The organism is Eggerthella timonensis (genome assembly GCF_900184265.1).
In the GTDB taxonomy this organism is placed as follows: domain Bacteria; phylum Actinomycetota; class Coriobacteriia; order Coriobacteriales; family Eggerthellaceae; genus Eggerthella; species Eggerthella timonensis.
On sequence record NZ_FXXA01000002.1, the window covers coordinates 1,413,005 to 1,430,834 of the forward strand.

A 17,830-nucleotide genomic window follows, 5' to 3' on the forward strand; every position below is an offset into this window, starting at 1 on the left:
CGTGGTCGAATGGGATGGGCTCCTTGAGCGTCGCATCTTCTGCTGGCTGATTGTGTCCGTCCGTGCGTTACGCTGTTGCGTAACGCACCAAAGTGATTGAGGCTAAATAGGCATCTTCTCCTTTATAGGTATCTTCCTTTCGAAGATTTCCGGATACCTTCCATGGCAGGTCGTCTTGATAGACGCATTCGAAACCAATTCCCTGCGAACTCTCGTAAGGTTGCGATGTCGCATAAGTCGTATTGATGACCGTATATCTAGGAAGATCGAATGTACTTTCAATTTTTTCGATAGCTTGTTCGAGGGTCGAAGCTTGAACATAGGTGCTAAGGTTGATTTGGTCTATCTGGTCCAAAGACTCGAGGTCGGCCAGTTGCAGAGTTCTTTCTTTTTCGATGCTTTGGCAATAGAGAGAGGAGAGGGGCCTCGAGCCTTCGTGATCCAAACGGATGCTTTCAGCGCTCCAGCCATGCATTCCCGTTTCCCCCATTCTCCTCAGATAGGTTACGAGGTGCTCTTCGTTGCTCTTTTTGAGCAGAACCGCGATGTTCGGAGGATCAAGTTCTTGCTTATCAATGCCCTCCTCGAAGGCCGCTTGGGCTTTCGTTTTTTCGATTGCTGCCGAGCCGTCAAGAAAATACAAAACGGAGGGTGCTGCGCAAGCGATACAGAGCCCAATTAGGAGGGTTCCGTAAACAGCCACTCTCTTTCTTTGGCTGGCGATGGCATCGATAGTTGATCGAGTGCTGCGCTTGCTCTTCGGAAGTATTTTTACGAATGCCGAGAATCCCATGATTATGATGGCGACGCAGGCGAGATCAACGAGGTTCAAGGTGTAATACATAGCAACCACTCCCATCTTTTACGTTTGTTTTCCCATTCTTGCACAGAATGCATTCTGGGCCATGTCTCGTATTGCATACATGGCACGCCCCGGACGTGGTAGAATTATCCTATGACTATTCGGGTGCGCAGACTCGGGGCGGCGTGCGGGCTCGGGGCGGCGCGTAGGTTGGGGCGGCGTGCGGGTCACGCGGACGGCGCGTCCGCGGTGAGATGCCGCCCGCGCAAACGACGAGGGGAGGGCGGGCATGCTGAGCGATCTGGTCGTGTGCTACCTGTTCCTCGGCGGCGCCGGGGCGGGGCTCGCTCTCGTCCTCTCCGTGCTGGGCCAGCTCGTTCCGCGCGCATGCGTGTCAACGCCCCCGGGCGTGCACCTTCGTCCGAACGCCGCGTACCGCAAGCTGCTCGGCTCGGGGTTCGGCACCGCGTTCGTGCTGCTGGCGCTCGGCATCGTGTGCTTGCTGGCCGATCTCGGCAACGCTGAGCGCGTGATCCTGCTGCTCCTGCATCCCACGGCGTCGTACCTGGCAGTGGGCTCATGGGCGCTCGCAATCTGTCTCGCGCTCGCGGCGGCGCTCGCTCTCGCGTGGCTTGGCGTTGGCACCTGGAACGTCGCCCTCGTGCGCATCCTCCAGGTGGCGACTGCGCTCGTGGCGGCGGTGGTCATGGTGTACACGGGGCTTCTACTCCAGAGCCTCGGCGCGGTGCCCCTGTGGTCCACGCCGTGGCTGCCGGCGTTGTTCGCGGCCTCGTCGCTGTCGTGCGGCATCGCATGCGCGCTGGCGCTTGCCCAGTTCACGGGCGTGGCATCCGCGTTCGATGCCGTGCTCGGACGCTTGGCGGCGGTCGATGCCGTGGTCATCGTGATCGAGGCGATCGTCGTCGCGGTGTTCGTGTACGCGGCTTCGCTGGCCGGTGCGCCGCTGTCCAACGGCACCGAGCTCGCCGCCGCGCAGTCGGTGCGGGAGCTGGTGGCGGGCGCGAATGCGCAGCTGTTCTGGGGCTGCTTCGTCGCGCTCGGCCTGGCGGTGCCGCTCGTACTGGACGGCGTGCTCGCCATGCGCCGCCGCCCGCTGCCGGGCGTCGCCTTGTTCACGGCGGCGTGCGTGCTGGCCGGCGGGTTCGTCATGCGGTTCTGCGTTGTTGCGGCTGGCGCCCACCCGGTGCTCAGCTCGATGGGAGTGATGTGATATGTTTCCGTTCGAAGTGGATTCGACCACCGATGTGCCGTTGTGGGTGCAGCTGCGCCAGCGGCTCATCTACCTGATCAACTCGGGGTACTTTAAGCCGGGTGACCAGCTGCCGACCGTGCGCGGCCTGGCCTCAGAGATATCCATCAACTACAACACGGTGAACAAGGCGTACCTGAGCCTCGTCTCCGACGGCTACCTGGAATCGACGCGCGGGCGCGGCGTGTTCGTGCGCGACCTCGATGCCGAGATGGACGAGGAGTACACGAAGGACGTCGACGGCATCATGGGCGACTGCGTGGCGGCTTGCCGCGACCTGGGGCTGTCGCTCGACGACGTGCAGAAGTGCATGATCAAGAAAATCAAGCAGATCAAGAAGGACGAGGGCCTTGAGCCGCCGCTCGAGCGGGGCGACGGCACGGCGCGCATCGTTCCGGTCGACGTGGGCGGCGCGACGCGCAAGAAGCAGGCGGGAGCGTGATGAGGGTGAAGACCAGGCGAAACGAAGCTGAGACGGCACGGGGCGTCGGCGGTGCGCCCGCATCGCCCTCCGCGTCGTCGCACGCGCGCTGGCACGTCGTCCCCGAGGCCAGCACCGAGATCGTAGGCGAGCGCGCGTCGAGCACCGGCGTGCTGCTGTTCTCGGCGGTGGTGTTCCTGCTGACGTTCGGCCTCGTGCTGGGCGTGTGGCAGGCGCTTGCGGGCGTGGGCGTCGCGGCCATCGCGGTCGCGCTCGTCTGCGCGCTGCTGGCCACGGCGGCCGTGCACATCGCGCAGCAATGGGAGAAGGTGGTGGTGCTGCGTTTCGGCACGTTCAACCGCGTGTCGGGACCGGGTCTGTTCTGGACGTTTCCCGTCATCGAGCAGAACACCATGCGCGTGGACACCCGCGTGCGCGCCACTACGTTCGGCGCCGAAGAGACCCTCACGGCCGACCTCGTGCCGCTCGACGTGAACGCGGTGCTGTTCTGGCACGTGTGGGACGCGAAGGCGGCCTGCATCGAGGTGGGCGACTTCACGCGCGCCGTGGAGCTGGCGGCCCAGACGGCGCTGCGCGACGCCATCGGGCGCGCGAGCGTGGCCGAGGTGGCCATCCGCCGCGAACAGCTCGACCGCGAGCTCAAGCGCGTGCTCGAGGAGAAGGTGGCGCCCTGGGGCATCACCGTGCTGTCGGTGGAGATCCGCGACATCCTGCTGCCGAAGGAGCTGCAGGACGTCATGTCGCTGGAGGCCCAGGCCGAGCAGCGCAAGAAAGCGCGCATCATCCTCATGGAAGCCGAGCAGGACATCTGCGAGATGATGGACGACATGGGCGACACGTACGCGAAGAACGACGCCGCGCTGCGCCTGCGCGCGATGCACCTGCTGTACGAGAGCGTGCGCGAGACGGGCGGCACGGTGGTGGTGCCGAGCAGCTTCAGCGAGGGCTTCGGCGACGTGCTGGGCGACGCGGCGAAGGACGTGCTGGGGAAGGGGCCCGGAGTGGGGGCGTAGTGGCGGCCGCATGCGGCGCATACGATGATCGAGAACGGATGTTTCGCATGAAACATCCGTTCTTTTTTACGCGAGAGCATGCGAGCCGACGGGGCGCTTTATCCTCAAAATAATATAATCTAGTGTAATAAAATCATATACAGTATCTTGATTGTCATAGGATTATTTACTATAGTACTTTAATAGGATTTGGCCAATTCCATCCAGATGTCCGCAGGTTCCGCGAGGTGCCGGCGGCCATCCTGACACGACGAGCGACGCTTCGCGCCGGGGCGCGAGCGTGACGAGGAGGAACCATGTCAGGTACGAACAGGCCAAATACGACGCTGACCCGCCGCAGCTTCCTCAAAGCCGCGGGTGCCACAGCCGGCACGATGGGCATTGCGGGAGCTGCGGGAATGTTCGCGGCGGACGACTGGCTCGCACCGACCGAGGCGTACGCGGAGCCGCAAGAGCGCGTCGCCTACACCTACCACCAGGCTCACTGCCGCGGGCATTGCATGCTGAAGTGCACCGTGCGCGACGGGCGCCTGTGCCTGATCCAGCCGAACGACAAGGCCAAGGAAGGACTGCAAACCGTCTGCCTCAAAGGCCTGTCCGAAATCCAGCACGTCTACAGCGCCGAGCGCATCCAAACGCCGCTCAAGCGTGTGGGCGAGCGCGGCGCCAACGAGTTCGTCGCCATCTCCTGGGACGAGGCGATGAGCTACTTCTCCGAAAACGTGCGGAAGTGCTGGGACGCCTACGGCAAGCAGAGCGTGTTCGTTAGCATCGCCATGGAGTCTGAGGTGGCGTCCGAGCTGGGCAAGCTGCTGAGCGCGTCCATGGACACCGTCGGCGGCATCGACGTGGGCTATGCCAACGGCTTGGCTCCGATCTACGGCGGGGCCAAGCGCTCCGGCCCGCTGGGCGCGGTGAGCGCGTTCAACGGCGTGACCGACTGGATGAACTGCAAGACCCTGCTGTTCGTGGGCATGAACTTCATCGAGTCGAGCCTTACGCAAACCAAGCCCTTCTTCGACGCGAAGGATGCGGGCATGCACGCCATCGCCATCGACCCGCACTACAGCACCACGGCCACGAAGTGCGACGAGTGGATACCCATCGAGCCGGGCACCGACGCCGCGCTGTTCCTGGGCATGATCACGCAGGTGCTGGACAACGGCTGGTACGACGAGGCGTACGTGAGCGCGCACACCTCGCTGCCGTTCCTCGTGTCGCAAGCCGACGGCTCGTTGTTGCGCGACCATGCGGTCGACCCTGCGAGCGAGCCGGAAGACGACATCGCCAACCCCTTCCTGGTCTGGGACGACGAGGCGCAAGCCGCGCGTCCGGCAGCGGACGTGGAATCTCCCGCGCTCGAAGGCACGTTCACCGTCGACGGCGAAACCTACACCACGGTGCTCTCGCTGCTCAAGGAGAACCAGCAAAGCTACGACACGGCCTGGGCGTCGAAGGTCACGGGCATCCCTGCCGACGCCATCGAGTCGCTCGCGGAGCGCTACGCCACGGGCGGGCCCGCGTGCATCGCCGTGGGCTATGGAGGCAACGACAAGTACGGCAACGCGGACATCGCCGGCCATGCGGCCGGGCTGCTGGCCGCGATCACCGGCAACATCGGGCGCGCCGGCGGCGGCGTGGGCTACGCCGGCTTCGGCTACGGCAGCGCGGGGCTCGGCGCATGGCCGCTCGCCGAGGACATGAAGCCCACCACCCTCGCCGTCCCCGCCTTCGAGCTTCCCTACGTGGACAGCCCCGTCAAGTGCTTCATCGGCGTGGGCGACCAGATCCAGCAACGTTTTGCCGACCTCACCAAGCTGGAAGAATGGGTGCAGGGACTCGACTTCATCGTGTACGCCGACGTGTACCACAGCACGGGCGCGCAGTACGCCGACCTCGTGCTGCCCATCTGCTCGCGTTTCGAGAGCGACGAGGCGCTCGGCGGCATCCGCTCGAACAAAGGCCAGGTCATGCTGCGCCAGCAGGTACTCGAGCCGCTATTCGAGAGCAAGACCGACTTCGCGTTCGAACGCGAGCTGGCCCGCGCGCTCGGCATCGACGCGCCGTTGCCGAAGAGCAACGAGGAGCGTATCGCGCACATGCTGGACACGGCGAAGGACGCGAAGGTCAAGGGCATCACGCTCGAGGAGCTGCAGGCAAACCAAGGCGTGCTGCCGTACCGCGCACCGTCGGCCGTGCCGTTCTCCGACGGCAAGGTTCCCACGGCGTCGGGCCGCTTCGACGTGTACTTCCCGGATCTCGTGAAGTTCGATCAGGCGCTGCCCGCCTACGAAGCTCCCGAGGAAACCGGCGCGGACAGCAAGCTGCGCGACCGCTTCCCCTTGCAGCTGTGCCAGATGCGCACGCGCTTCCACATCCACAACCAGTTCTGCGACGCGGAATGGATTCGCCAGTACTCCACGGCCGCCTTGCACCTCAACCCTGCGGACATGGAGCAGCGCGGCTTGGTCAGCGGCGACACGGTGGAGGCGTTCAACGACCGCGGCAGCTTCGCCTGCCCCGTGGTGGGCGACGAGTCGGTTCGCCCGGGCTCGGCGCGCGTCTTCGAGGGCGAGTGGTCGAAGTTCATGAGCGCCGGCAACATCCAGAACGTCACGAATCCCGGGATATCCGATCGCGGGCGCGCCTTGCTGAACGGCCCGGTCATCCCTTACAACGACACGCTCGTCGAAGTGAAGAAAGCGTAGGTGGGCGCCATGACCAGATTCGGACTCGCCATCAACACGGGGCGTTGCATCGGGTGCCACACCTGCGCGAACGCCTGCAAGATGCAGAACAACGTGCCCATGGGCATGCTGTGGAACCGCGTGCTCACCGAGGGTTGCGACATCGTGGACGGCGCCGTCGGGCAGTACCCGAACGTGTCGCGCGCCTACCTTCCCGTAGCGTGCCAGCACTGCGAGAACCCCGCCTGCCTGCGCGTGTGCCCCACGGGCGCCACGTACAAGGACGAAAAGGGCCGGGTGGAGATCGCCTACGACAAGTGCATCGGCTGCCGCACCTGCATGGCGGCCTGCCCCTACAACGCCCGCGTGTTCAACTGGAACGAGCCGCGCCGCGACCCCGACTTCAACTACGGCGACAAGGACGTGCCCGTGCGTGGCAAGGGCGTCGTGGAGAAATGCACGCTGTGCAAGGAGCGCACCGACCGCGGCGACGAGCCCATGTGCGTGGTGTGCTGCCCCACGAAAGCGCGCGTGTTCGGCGATCTGGACGACCCGAACAGCGACGTGTCGCGCATCGTCCGGGAGCGTCGCGCCGGCGTGCTGCTGGAAGAACAGGGCACCCGCCCGCAAGTTCACTACTACGGATAGGGGAGCGCTATGGGAACCTTCGGAACCTCGATGAAATTCAAAGCCGCCTCCGTCGTGCTGGCCGTGCTGGTCGCGGTGGGCGTGGGCACGTGGATCTACCAGTTGATGAACGGACTCGGCGTGACCGGCATGAACAACGCAACGTCATGGGGCCTCTACATCACCTGCTTCATGTTCTTCGTGGGCCTGTCGGCCGGCGGGCTGATCGTGGCCTCCTCGGCGTCGGTGTTTCGCATCGCGCAGTTCAAGAAGGTGGCGGTGCCGGCCATCATCCTGTCGACGGTGTGCATCTGCTGCGCCGGCATGTTCGTGCTCATCGACCTCGGCGGCATCCAGCGCATCTGGAACGTGCTCGTGTCGCCGAACCCGATGTCGCCGCTTCTGTGGGACATCTGCGTGATCACCTGCTACCTCGTCATCAACATCCTCTACCTGTACTTCATGACCTCGAAGCGGGCCAACCCGCACGCGGTCAGCATCATCTCGCGGTTCGCGCTGCCCATCGCCATCCTCGTGCACTCGGTGACGGCGTGGATCTTCGGCCTGCAGCTGGCGCGCGAGGCCTGGCACTCGGCCATCATGGCGCCCATCTTCGTGGCCTCGGCCATGGACTCGGGCTTGGCGCTGCTGCTCATCGTGCTGCTGGCGCTGCAGGCGGCGAAGGTGTTCGAGCTCGGCCGCAAGCTCATGGCCACGCTGGCCGGCCTCTTGGCCACGTGCATCGCGGTCGACGCGTTCTTCATCGGCTGCGAGCTGTTGACGGTGGCCTACCCGCAAACCGCCGGCGGCATGGAGACGCTCGGCACGCTGTTCAGCGGCGTCACCTCGCCCTTCTTCTGGTTCGAGATCATCGCGGGGCTGCTCATCCCGTTCTGCATTCTCGTGTTCTCGGCCAACCGGCAGCGTCCGAAACTCGTGATCCTGGCCTCGGCGCTCGTGGTGGTGGGCGTGTTCTTCAAGCGCGTGTGGCTGTTGTTCACGGCGTTCATCCATCCGAACGTGTACGGCGCTCCGGGCATCTCCTCCGGATCGTCGGCCGGCGTGCACGCCGGGGCCACCGACATCTGGTCGACGATCGGCGTGTACGCACCCACCTGGGTCGAGATCGTCGTGGTCGTCGGCGTGGTGTCGCTCGGCGCGTTGGCATTCCTCGTCTTGGCGAGCAAGCTGTTGAAGCCGCCGAGCGAACCCGAAGCCGTCTCGTGCGAAACGGCCGCGCAGGCTGCCTGACCGCGCCCGACCGGTGACGCTGGGGAAGGGGCTCCTCACCCCCTTGGAGGCGGAAGCTCCTCACTTCCGCCTCCTCTCCCTGGCGCCAGCGGCAACGACGAGCGCGATCGCGCGCCGCCCGGATGTTTCACGTGAAACATCTGTGCTGAAATACCTCGTTATTCCGCACTTCTGCTCACAGGGACACCCTTAGCTACGACGCGCTCGCCTTGTGCTATCCTTCGGCCATGCGAAGCAAAAACAAGAACATGACCTGCGGGATAACGAAAAACTATCCGCAAAATAGTATAATGACACTCAAAATTATCCTATGACAATCATTGATTGTCATAGGATAATTTCGTATAGTGGGGCCAGTGGAATTTGGCCAATTCTCACGAGGAAGAGGGGGTATCCTCGTATGAGGCTTGTTGGTCGGACGGTGTGAGGACCGCGCGACCGGCACAACGGGGATATCCTGACGACATCTTTGAGGAGGAGACATGTCAGGAACGAGCAGCCCGCACGACGGGCTCACGCGCAGGAGCTTTTTGAAGGCGACGGGCGCAGCGGCGGGGGCCTTGGGTCTCGCGGGCGCCGCCGGCATGGTCACGGCCGACACCTGGCTCGCACCGACGCAGGCCCACGCCGAGACGGGGGAGCGGGTGGCGCATCTCTGCCACCAATTCCATTGCCTGACCGGGTGCAACCTGAAGTGCACGATACGCGACGAGCGCGTGGCCCTTATCGAGCCCAGCGACCTCGTCGACGAGTCCCACAGCACTATCTGCCTACGCGGCATCAACGAGGTCGCGCACATCTACTCAAGCGATCGCCTGCAAACGCCGCTCAGGCGCGTCGGCGAGCGCGGCGAGGGCAAATTCGAGCAGATCAGCTGGGACGAGGCCATCAAGGCCATCGCTGATGCCATCAACGAGTCGCACGAGAAGCACGGTCCGGACTCGGTGTTCGTGCGCAAATCCACCGAGGCTTCCATCGGCTTCGACTTCATCGGTGCGCTGCTGAAGGCCGACCAGGGCGGAGAATGGGGCCTCGACCGAGGCCAGCCGAACGGGCAGACGCCTGCGTTCGGTGCATTCAGCTACTGTCCGACGCGTTCCATCTGGGAATTCTCCGATGCCGCCACCATCATCGAAGTGGGGCACAACCCGCTCGAGAGCGGCATCGTGTGGTCTCGCGCGCTGATGGAGGCGAAAGAAGCGGGCGCATACATCGCTGTGCTCGACCCGCGCTTCAGCGGTACCGCGTCGAAGGCCGATGCCTGGCTGCCGGTGCATCCGGGCACCGACGCTGCGGTCATCCAAGGAATGATCCGCGCCATCGTCGACGAGAACTGGTACGACGAGGAGTTCGTCAAAGCCCATACGTCCCTGCCGTACCTCGTGGACAAGAAGACGGGCAAAAGCTACCGCAGCGCCGAGGAGCTGTGCCCGAATCCCACCGTGGTCACGGGGGAGGACGTCGGCAAGCCGTACGTCTGGGACGAGACGGCCAACGCCCCCGTGCTCTTTGACGAGGCGGGCGCCAATCCTGTTCTCGAGGGAAGCTGGACGGTCGACGGCAAGGAGCTCGTCACTGAATTCACGCTGATGAAGCAGTGGATCTCAGAATGCTCGCTCGAATGGGCTGCGGAAACGTCGGGCATCGCGCAGGAAGCGATCGTCGATTTGGCCGACCGCTATGCGAACAACGGCCCCGCCATCATCGACTATGGTCTGGGCGGTCCCGACAAGTACACGAACGCCGACGTTCTGGGGCACTCGATGTCCATTCTCACCGCGCTGACCGGCAATTACGGCAGGAAGGGCTCGGGCTTCGGCTTCTATGGCGGCGTGGGTGCCGACGATCCGGTGGCAACGCTGAACAATTGGGAGCTTCCCGAGGAGTACGGCTACAACGATTCGGGCATGGCCATGTACGATATGCCGTACAACGAGAACAACATCCATGTGGCGTTGACGTTCGGCGATGCGTTCACGCTTGAAGCAGCCAGCGCGAACGATACGCTCGCGTGGGTGAAGAGCCTCGACTTCTTCGCCATCATCGACATCTATCATTCGTCTGCCGTCGACTACGCCGACATCGTGCTGCCCGCGTGCACCAAGTTCGAGTGCGAGGAGGACGTCAAGCAGCTGCGTGCGAGCTACGGTCACGTCATGCTGGCGAACGGCATGATCGAGCCTTTGTTCGAGTCGAAGAGCGATCTGCAGATCGAGCGTTTGCTGGCCGCCCAATGGGGCCTTGAGAAGCTGCTCCCCGAGAGCTACGAGGAGCTGGCTCGCTTTTCGCTCGAGGGCGTGGAAGAGCTCGATCCGAACATGAAGGGCATCACCTACGATGCGCTTCTGAAGAACGGCGGCTGCATGCCGGTTGCCGGCGCGGGTCCCGATTACCGTCCCGACGGCCATGCCGATCAGGTGTACGGCACGCCTTCGGAGCGTATCGAGCTGTACTACGAGTACCTGCTCGACCAGGGCCACCAATTCCCCGTATACGAGGATGCAAACGAGGCGTTCGAGAAGAACCCCTTGAAGGAAGCGTATCCGCTGTACTTCGTGCAGGGCAAGTCGCGCTATCGCATCCACGCCTACTACAGCGCTTCCCCGTGGTTTCAGGAGGATTTCGGCCCGTACGTCAACATCTTCCCGTCCGACGCCGAGGAGCGCGGCATCCAAACCGGCGACGAGGTGAAGGTGTACAACGACCGCGGCTCGTTCGTATGCAAGGCGCACGTGAACCCCAGCTTGCAGCCGGGCGTGCTGTTCATGGCGGAGACGACGTACACGAAATACTACCCGGAAGGGTTCCTCCAGAACGTGACGAACTCGGCACGCAACGAGCGGTGCTACGAGATGTTCCACGGCCCTCAGATTCCCTATAACGACACGCTCGTCCAGATCGAAAAAGCGTAGGTGATGCGACATGACTAAGCTTGGGATAGCTATCAACAAGGGGCGCTGCATCGGTTGCCAGACGTGCGCTCACGCGTGCAAGATGCAGAACAACGTGCCCTCCGGCATGCGCTGGAACCGCGTGCTCACCGAAGGGTGCGACGTGGAAGACGGGGCATTGGGCGAGTTCCCGAACCTCAGCAGGAGCTACCTGCCCGTCGCCTGCCAGCATTGCGAGAACCCCGCCTGCCTGCGCGTGTGCCCGACGGGCGCCACGTACAAGGACGATAAGGGCCGCGTGGAGGTCGACTACGAGAAGTGCATCGGCTGCCGCATGTGCATGGCGGCGTGCCCGTACAATGCGCGCGTGTTCAACTGGAGCGACCCGAAGCGCGAGCCCGATTTCAACTACGGCGATGCGGACGTGCCCGTGCGCGGCAAGGGCGTCGTGGAGAAGTGCACCCTGTGCAAGGAGCGCACCGATCGCGGCGACGAGCCCATGTGCGTGAAATGCTGCCCGGTCAAAGCCCGCACGTTCGGAGATCTCGACGATCCTGACAGCGAGATATCGAAGCTCGTCGTCGCTCGCAAGGCCGGTGTCCTCCTCGAGGAGCAAGGCACCCGCCCGCAAGTCCATTACTTCAATTAAGGAGGAGGTGCGCATCATGGGAACCTCTACGAAAACCAAAGCTGCCATCGGCGTGCTGGGCGCGCTGACGGTGGCGGGAGTCGCCGCTTGGATCTACCAGCTGATGGGCGGTCTCGGCGTGACCGGTATGAACAACGGCACGTCGTGGGGCCTCTACATCACGTGCTTCATGTTCTTCGTGGGCCTGTCGGCCGGCGGCCTCATCGTGGCTTCGTCGGCCAGCGTGTTCCACGTGGCCGAGTACAAGAAGGTGGCGCTTCCCGCCGTCATCCTGTCGACGGTGTGCATCTGCTGCGCCGGCATGTTCGTGCTCATCGACCTCGGCGGCATCCAGCGCGTGTGGCGCATCGTCACGGGGCCGAACGTGACCTCTCCTCTGTTCTGGGATATCTGCGTCATCACGCTGTACCTCGCCATCAACGTCGTGTACCTGTACTTCATGAAGTCGAAGAAGCCCGGCGCGCAGGGCAAGGTTGCCGTCGTGTCGCGCTTCGCGCTGCCCGTCGCCATCCTCGTGCACTCCGTGACGGCGTGGATCTTCGGCCTCGAGATGGCGCGCGAAGGCTGGTACTCGGCCATCATGGCGCCGCTGTTCGTGGTGTCGGCCATGGACTCCGGCCTGGCCCTGCTGTTGCTCTCGCTCATGGGGCTCAACAAGTCCGGTCGGTTCAAAACCGACAAGAAGCTGCTGTCGAACCTGGCCGGCCTGCTGGCCACCTGCGTCGCCGTCGACGGCTTCCTCGTGGGCTGCGAAGTGCTGACCATGGCGTATCCGGGCGCCGCCGGCGCCGAGACGCTCGCCATCATGGCGACGGGCGCCACCGCCCCGTTTTTCTGGTTCGAGATCGTCGTGGGCATCCTCATCCCGTTCTGCATCCTCGTGTTCGCGAAGAACCGCGCGCGCATGGGGCTGGTGGCCGCCGCCAGCGTGTGCGTGGTGGCGGGCGTGTTCTTCAAGCGCGTGTGGCTGCTGCTCACCTCGTTCGTCGAGTTCAACGTGATGGGCGCTCCCGGCGTGGCCTCGGGCTCGACGGCCGCGGCCCACGCGACGGGGATCGACATGTGGGCCGTCGCCAGCTCGTACGCTCCCACCTGGGTGGAGATCGTCATCGCCGTCGGCGTGGTGTCCCTCGGAGCGCTCGCGTTCGTCGTGCTGACGCAGAAGCTGCTGCCCGGCCGCACATCGAATCGCGAGGGCGTCGCGGCGCCGGCGGGCGAAGCCGCGTAAAGCGCGCGGTTGGCGAGCCGCGGTCGTCGCTTGCGACCCTTGCGACCCGCGGCTCTTCGCCCTGTCCGCCCGCTGGCCCGAGTCGTGCTCTTTCCCTCCCCGCGCACGGCTCGGGACGCTTCCGTTGCGGTATGCTATACGCCACGCACCTTGGTTCACGTTGCGCGCCTCGCGCTGAAAGGAGTTTTTCGCCATGGCGAACGAGATTCCCTGGAAGACCCTGTCGGAAGCCTACGCGTTCATCGGGAACTCGCTGTTGAAGCCGATGACGATGACGTCGACGGTCGGCCTGGATCCGGCGTTCTGGGCATCGTTCCCCACGTTCGACGACGATGCCGTGGCCGAGGCCGTGGCATCGTGCGCGCGCTACGCCGAAGGCGCTGCTCAGCGCGGGGAGGCGGGCGAGGACGAGCCCCAGCGCGCCGCCGTCGAGTACACGAAGCTGTTCGTGGGCCCGCCGTCGCCTGCGGCGGCTCCGTGGGAGACGATGTACCGCGGCCAGGACGTAACCGTGGGATTCGGGCAGGCCACGTTCGAGATGCGCGAGTTGCTGCGCGCGGCGGGGCTCGAAGTGAAGAACGAGAACAACCAGTACGAGGACCACATGGGAATCGAGCTGCTGTACCTCTCGTCGCAGTGCGCCCGCATCGACGCAGGCATGGGCGATGCCCCCGAGGCCGAGGCCGTCGCCGACTTCATCGAGGGGCATCCGCTTTCCTGGGCCGAGTCGTTCCGCGCGCGCATCGCCGAGACGGCTCCGAACGGCTATTTCGCGCCCCTCGTGGGACTGGCCCAAGCCCTGCTCGGCTGGCACGCGCAGGCGCTGCGTTCGTAAGGAGAGCGCATGGATTACCTGCTCGAGATGGATTCGCCCGTCGGGCCGGTCACCGTCGCCAGCGACGGCGATGCGATCGTCGGCCTGTGGCTGGAAGGGCAGAAGCACTTCGAGGCCACGCTCGAGGCGGCTGAGGAGCGGCCCGATCTGCCGGTGCTCGTCGAGGCGCGCGCTTGGCTCGAACGTTACTTCGCGGGCGGCGACCCCGGTGCGCTTCCTCCTGTGAATCCGCGCGGCACCGCGTTCCAGCAACGGGTGTGGACGCTGCTCGCCGAGATACCGTACGGCCGGCTGACCACGTACGGCCAGTTGGCGCGCCGCCTCGAGGAGCAGACGGGGAGCCGCACCTCGGCGCGCGCCGTGGGCAGCGCCGTCGGGCGCAATCCGATCTCCATCATCCTGCCGTGCCACCGCGTGGTGGGCTCGACCGGCAGCCTCACCGGGTACGCCGGCGGTCTGCAGAAGAAGATTGCGCTCTTGGGCATCGAGGGCGTCGACGTGGAAGCGTTGAGCGTCCCGAAGAGGGGAACGGCCCTGTAGGGGTCGCAACCACGCGCGCAACGAAAAACGGCCCCTGAGGGCCGTTTTTCGTTGCGGTGCAGGCGGGGCGCGTATTCTAGAAGATCAGCGCGCCGTCCACCGTCATCGAGGTGACGTTGCCGTCCGCGTCGCAGGTGAGCAGCACGTTCGTGGTGGTCGCGTTGCCGTCGCCGTCGAGGATGGCGACGTCGTTCGCGTACTGGTAGCCGCCCTCCACGGGCGTCATGGCGGCCGTGGCCGGGTCGAAGCTCTGGAACGCGTAGTACGTGTTGTCGGCGATGAGTCCCGGCAGCGCAGCCTCGACGGCTGCCACGGCCTTGGCCTGCGGATCCTCGGTGGGCTCGGGCGTCTCGGGCTCGGCGGGCGTTTCGGGCTGCGGCGCGGGCTCGGTTGCTGCCGGAGCCTGGTCGAGCAGCCACGTGGCCTCGGTGGCGCCGTCGTTCCAGAACAGGCGCTGCGAAGCGTACTGGTCGTCGAACGTGAGCGTGCCGGACGCCGTCTCGCCCGCGGGCACCGAGATGACGCTGTTCGCGAACGTCGAGTTGACGGGAGGCATGCCGAACGACAGCAGGCATTCGGTGGAAAGTTCTTGCGCGTTCGAGTGCGCCTTCACATCGATCTGCACGTTCAGCTGGCCGTTCGCGCGGTCGATAGACTTCACGGTCACCTCGTAGTCGCGCCAGACGGCCGACTCGCCCACGGAGAGCGCCTTGAGCTTGGCCGCGTCGGTGACGGTGTAGCCGCTGCTCGACGAGCTGGCGTTCGGATCTGGCAAGTTGGGTTCTTCGGCTTTCGAGCCGCATCCGGTAAGCGCCAGCGCGAGGAACGCGCAGGCCGCGGTCGCAACGATCTTCTTGTTCAACGTGATTCCCTTCATTCGGTACGCGGCCGCGTGCAGACGGCCCGATTGCGTTTCCGTTGTATCATACCAGTTCGCTCATCGTGTGTAAGCGCCCCCTGTGTTAACCGCGCGCCGAACATTCGCTCTGGCGCAAACCGCGCGCATGTGGTTTCATAAGCGCAGATTCCGAAAGGGGCGTATGGACACCGCATTTCTACAGCAAGCGTTCTCCGATTCCCAGGTGCTCACGGTGCCGTGGAGCATCGACTACTTCTCCGTCGTCGTCGGCGTGCTGACCGGCGCCCTGTTCGCGTGCGACCGCAAGCTCGACATCATCGGCACGGTGGTGCTCGGCCTGCTCACGGGATACGGCGGCGGCATCATCCGCGACGTGCTGCTGCAGGACCACGGCGTGTACTTCACCTCGCATCCCGACCTCATCCTCATCTGCATCGCCATCTGCGCGTTCGTGTTCTACTTCCGCGGGCTGTTCCGCCATCTCGACGCCACGGTGTTCTTCGCCGACGCGTTGTCGGTGGGGCTGTTCGCGCTCGCCGGCGCCAGCAAGGCGTTCTCGCTCGAGCAGGGGTTCGTGCTGTCGGTCATCCTCGGCGCCATCACGGCGGTGGGCGGCGGCGCGGTGCGCGACATCTGCGTGGGCGAGACGCCCGGTATCTTCCAGCAGTCGAACTTCTACGCAGTGGCGGGCTTGGGCGGCTCGCTCGCGTTCGTGATCCTCGCCTATGTGGGCAGTCCGTTGCCGCTTGCGGGTGCGGCCTGCGTGTTCGTCGTCGTGTTCCTGCGGTATTGGAGCGTGTACTTCGATTGGAAGACGCGCAACGAGGCCGACCTCACGCCGCACGTGGCGCGCGGGGTGGGGAAGGTGAAGCGCATCGTGTCCGGCGTGTTCCTGCACGGCGGCGACGCCACCGTGGCGCAGAAGGAGCGCAGGCGCCGGGGTCGTTGGCGCCGCAGCCGCGAGAAGCGCGATTGAGGACGCGCGGAGCTCAGATCGTATTCCGGATCGCTGTCGCCCGAACGACGGAGTTTTCTCGCCGAAACGTCGTCTTTCGGGCGACTGCGGTCGATGCGGCCGTCGCCGACGCGCTCGCATGGCGATACGCTGAAGAAACGGGCGTCTTCGTCGTTGACCGCGTGCCCATCTGGCATACTGACCGTATCAACAACGTGCCGTGCGATGCCATGCCAGGATCGACGCGGAGAAGATGCGAAGGATCGTGGAACATGGCTGATTTCATCGAGGGCAAGCGCCCCGTCATCGAGGCGCTGCGCACGGGCGTGCCCATCAAGAGCATTCTCATGGCAGACAACGTGCAGCGCGACGGCCTCATCGAGGATATCCTGCGCAAGGCGAAGCGCGTCGGCGCCACGGTCGAGATGGTGCCGCGCAAAGTGCTGGACGGCAAGTCCGACCGCGGCAGCCATCAGGGCGTCATGGCGAAGGCCGCGCCGTTTCCCTACGTGGGCATCGGCGACGTGATCGACGCGGCCGGGAAGTCGGCCGCAGAGCACGACGGCCGCGCGCTCGTGGTCATCCTCGACCATATCACCGACGCGGGCAACCTCGGCGCCGTGTCGCGCAGCGCTGAAGCGGTGGGCGCGTGCGGCATCGTGATCCCCAACAAGCGCAGCGCGCACGTGGAGGCGTCCACCTACAAGAGCTCGGCCGGCGCCATCGCGCATGTGCCCGTGGCGCAGGTGTCGAACCTTGTGCAGACGATGGGCCGCCTCAAGGACGAGGGCTTCTGGATCGCCGGCGCCACCGAGCACGCGAAGGATCTCATCTGGAACGCGAACCTCAAGGGCAAGATCGCGCTCGTGATGGGCAACGAGCAGGAGGGCATATCGCGCCTGGTCATGGAGCATTGCGACTTCCTCGTCAAGCTGCCCATCGAGGGCGAGGTGGCCTCGCTCAACGTGGCCCAGGCCTCCACCGCCTGCATGTACGAGTGGCTGCGCCAGAACCAGTAGGGCAGCGGCGGACGTACGGGTTGATGCGGACGGATCATGGCCAAGCAACGTAAGAAGCTCCTCATTGTGGACGGGTACAACGTGCTGCGCTCCGGTAGCCGCTACCGCAACGCGCCCGATGAGGACTACACCGACGACACGTTCAACGCGGCGCGCGAGATGCTCATCAACGACGTGGTGAACTACGCCGGTCGCGACTGGAAGGCCGTCATCGTGTTCGACGGCGCGAAGAACGCGTTCTCGAACGGCGAAGCCGAGAAGGTCGGCGGCGTGCGCATCGTGTTCTCGCCGGCGGGCCAGTCGGCCGACAAGGTGATCGAGAAGCTGGCCCACGACGCGCGCGAGCGCCAGGTTGAAACGCTCGTCGTCACGAGCGACGCCACCGTCCAGGACACGACGTTCGGCTTCGGCGTGGACCGCATGAGCGCGGACGGCTTCTCGCGCGAGGTGGCCATGTATTACGAGGAGGCGCGCCTCGACGACACGCCCAAGGTTGCCGAGAAGAACACGGTAGCCTCGCGCATCGACCCCGCAACCCTCGCCAAGCTCAAGGCCCTCCGCGACGGCGCGTGAGACAAAGGGACGGGGTAATTGTCTCGTTCGGTCGCCGAACGAGACAATTACCCCGTCCCTTTGTCTCACGATGGCGATTCGGTGAATGTCCGACACATCGCGCCTTTCGTGTTGGACTATCGGCAGTTCGAGCATGCCGTGTCGGTTGTTTCGCTACACCGTGTTGGTTATCATTCATGATGTAGGGTA

16 protein-coding genes are annotated in these 17,830 nt (G+C 64.6%); 14 read left to right on the forward strand and 2 right to left on the reverse strand.

Translation table 11 applies throughout. The features are described from left to right. Positions 1–67: 67 nt before the first annotated feature. Positions 68–859, reverse strand: a complete 792-nt coding sequence (locus tag C1A15_RS05850; protein WP_101721678.1) for a hypothetical protein — start codon at positions 857–859, stop codon at positions 68–70. 232 nt (positions 860–1,091) lie between these two features. On the opposite strand from C1A15_RS05850, the gene nrfD (C1A15_RS05855) reads away from it, so the two are divergent. The 11 genes from nrfD (C1A15_RS05855) (at position 1,092) to C1A15_RS05905 (ending at position 14,235) form a co-directional block, all read left to right on the forward strand. Continuing rightward, positions 1,092–2,033: an NrfD/PsrC family molybdoenzyme membrane anchor subunit gene (gene nrfD / locus C1A15_RS05855; RefSeq protein ID WP_101721679.1), complete on the forward strand. Its 942-nt coding sequence runs from the start codon at positions 1,092–1,094 to the stop codon at positions 2,031–2,033. 1 nt (position 2,034) lies between these two features. Further along, positions 2,035–2,514, forward strand: a complete 480-nt coding sequence (locus C1A15_RS05860) for a GntR family transcriptional regulator (RefSeq protein ID WP_101721680.1) — start codon at positions 2,035–2,037, stop codon at positions 2,512–2,514. Continuing rightward, on the forward strand, positions 2,514–3,527 hold the full coding sequence (locus C1A15_RS05865; RefSeq protein WP_101721681.1) for a slipin family protein: 1,014 nt from the start codon (positions 2,514–2,516) through the stop codon (positions 3,525–3,527). The genes C1A15_RS05860 and C1A15_RS05865 overlap by 1 nt, the downstream gene beginning before the upstream one ends. 296 nt (positions 3,528–3,823) lie before the next feature. Further along, complete coding sequence (locus C1A15_RS05870; protein WP_101721682.1) at positions 3,824–6,235, forward strand: molybdopterin-dependent oxidoreductase; 2,412 nt, start codon at positions 3,824–3,826, stop codon at positions 6,233–6,235. Between the two features lie 9 nt (positions 6,236–6,244). Continuing rightward, positions 6,245–6,862, forward strand: a complete 618-nt coding sequence (locus tag C1A15_RS05875) for a 4Fe-4S dicluster domain-containing protein (RefSeq protein WP_035586529.1) — start codon at positions 6,245–6,247, stop codon at positions 6,860–6,862. A gap of 9 nt (positions 6,863–6,871) precedes the next feature. Beyond that, positions 6,872–8,092, forward strand: coding sequence for an NrfD/PsrC family molybdoenzyme membrane anchor subunit (nrfD, locus tag C1A15_RS05880; RefSeq protein WP_101721683.1), 1,221 nt, complete (start codon positions 6,872–6,874; stop codon positions 8,090–8,092). A 482-nt stretch (positions 8,093–8,574) separates the two neighbouring features. Continuing rightward, the gene (locus C1A15_RS05885; protein ID WP_101721684.1) at positions 8,575–11,004 is read left to right on the forward strand and encodes a molybdopterin-dependent oxidoreductase; all 2,430 of its coding nucleotides are present in this window, start codon (positions 8,575–8,577) and stop codon (positions 11,002–11,004) included. 10 nt (positions 11,005–11,014) lie between these two features. Next, positions 11,015–11,632 carry a 4Fe-4S dicluster domain-containing protein gene (locus C1A15_RS05890; RefSeq protein WP_101721685.1) on the forward strand — a complete coding sequence of 206 codons (618 nt, stop codon included), beginning with the start codon at positions 11,015–11,017 and terminating at the stop codon, positions 11,630–11,632. Positions 11,633–11,648: 16 nt separating this feature from the next. Then, on the forward strand, positions 11,649–12,860 hold the full coding sequence (nrfD, locus tag C1A15_RS05895; RefSeq protein WP_101723722.1) for an NrfD/PsrC family molybdoenzyme membrane anchor subunit: 1,212 nt from the start codon (positions 11,649–11,651) through the stop codon (positions 12,858–12,860). Positions 12,861–13,053: 193 nt separating this feature from the next. Beyond that, the gene (locus C1A15_RS05900; protein WP_101721686.1) at positions 13,054–13,695 is read left to right on the forward strand and encodes a TorD/DmsD family molecular chaperone; all 642 of its coding nucleotides are present in this window, start codon (positions 13,054–13,056) and stop codon (positions 13,693–13,695) included. 9 nt (positions 13,696–13,704) lie between these two features. Further along, the gene (locus C1A15_RS05905; protein ID WP_101721687.1) at positions 13,705–14,235 is read left to right on the forward strand and encodes a methylated-DNA--[protein]-cysteine S-methyltransferase; all 531 of its coding nucleotides are present in this window, start codon (positions 13,705–13,707) and stop codon (positions 14,233–14,235) included. Positions 14,236–14,311: 76 nt separating this feature from the next. On the opposite strand, the gene C1A15_RS05910 is transcribed toward C1A15_RS05905, so the two are convergent. Further along, the gene (locus C1A15_RS05910; RefSeq protein ID WP_101723723.1) at positions 14,312–15,097 is read right to left on the reverse strand and encodes a hypothetical protein; all 786 of its coding nucleotides are present in this window, start codon (positions 15,095–15,097) and stop codon (positions 14,312–14,314) included. A gap of 178 nt (positions 15,098–15,275) precedes the next feature. Here C1A15_RS05910 and C1A15_RS05915 point away from each other — a divergent pair, with 178 nt between their 5' ends. The 3 genes from C1A15_RS05915 (at position 15,276) to C1A15_RS05925 (ending at position 17,641) form a co-directional block, all read left to right on the forward strand. Beyond that, positions 15,276–16,070, forward strand: a complete 795-nt coding sequence (locus C1A15_RS05915; protein ID WP_101721688.1) for a trimeric intracellular cation channel family protein — start codon at positions 15,276–15,278, stop codon at positions 16,068–16,070. A 251-nt stretch (positions 16,071–16,321) separates the two neighbouring features. Next, positions 16,322–17,068, forward strand: a complete 747-nt coding sequence (rlmB, locus tag C1A15_RS05920; protein WP_101721689.1) for a 23S rRNA (guanosine(2251)-2'-O)-methyltransferase RlmB — start codon at positions 16,322–16,324, stop codon at positions 17,066–17,068. 36 nt (positions 17,069–17,104) lie between these two features. Beyond that, positions 17,105–17,641, forward strand: a complete 537-nt coding sequence (locus C1A15_RS05925; RefSeq protein ID WP_101721690.1) for an NYN domain-containing protein — start codon at positions 17,105–17,107, stop codon at positions 17,639–17,641. The last annotated feature ends 189 nt before the right edge of the window (positions 17,642–17,830 follow it).

Excerpts from the sequence above, each read along its gene's own strand:
- C1A15_RS05850 (WP_101721678.1), bottom strand. The coding sequence starts at position 859 with ATGGGAGTGGTTGCTATGTATTACACCTTGAACCTCGTTGATCTCGCC.
- nrfD (WP_101721679.1), top strand. The coding sequence starts at position 1,092 with ATGCTGAGCGATCTGGTCGTGTGCTACCTGTTCCTCGGCGGCGCCGGG.
- C1A15_RS05860 (WP_101721680.1), top strand. The coding sequence starts at position 2,035 with ATGTTTCCGTTCGAAGTGGATTCGACCACCGATGTGCCGTTGTGGGTG.
- C1A15_RS05865 (WP_101721681.1), top strand. The coding sequence starts at position 2,514 with ATGAGGGTGAAGACCAGGCGAAACGAAGCTGAGACGGCACGGGGCGTC.
- C1A15_RS05870 (WP_101721682.1), top strand. The coding sequence starts at position 3,824 with ATGTCAGGTACGAACAGGCCAAATACGACGCTGACCCGCCGCAGCTTC.
- C1A15_RS05875 (WP_035586529.1), top strand. The coding sequence starts at position 6,245 with ATGACCAGATTCGGACTCGCCATCAACACGGGGCGTTGCATCGGGTGC.
- nrfD (WP_101721683.1), top strand. The coding sequence starts at position 6,872 with ATGGGAACCTTCGGAACCTCGATGAAATTCAAAGCCGCCTCCGTCGTG.
- C1A15_RS05885 (WP_101721684.1), top strand. The coding sequence starts at position 8,575 with ATGTCAGGAACGAGCAGCCCGCACGACGGGCTCACGCGCAGGAGCTTT.
- C1A15_RS05890 (WP_101721685.1), top strand. The coding sequence starts at position 11,015 with ATGACTAAGCTTGGGATAGCTATCAACAAGGGGCGCTGCATCGGTTGC.
- nrfD (WP_101723722.1), top strand. The coding sequence starts at position 11,649 with ATGGGAACCTCTACGAAAACCAAAGCTGCCATCGGCGTGCTGGGCGCG.
- C1A15_RS05900 (WP_101721686.1), top strand. The coding sequence starts at position 13,054 with ATGGCGAACGAGATTCCCTGGAAGACCCTGTCGGAAGCCTACGCGTTC.
- C1A15_RS05905 (WP_101721687.1), top strand. The coding sequence starts at position 13,705 with ATGGATTACCTGCTCGAGATGGATTCGCCCGTCGGGCCGGTCACCGTC.
- C1A15_RS05915 (WP_101721688.1), top strand. The coding sequence starts at position 15,276 with ATGGACACCGCATTTCTACAGCAAGCGTTCTCCGATTCCCAGGTGCTC.
- rlmB (WP_101721689.1), top strand. The coding sequence starts at position 16,322 with ATGGCTGATTTCATCGAGGGCAAGCGCCCCGTCATCGAGGCGCTGCGC.
- C1A15_RS05925 (WP_101721690.1), top strand. The coding sequence starts at position 17,105 with ATGGCCAAGCAACGTAAGAAGCTCCTCATTGTGGACGGGTACAACGTG.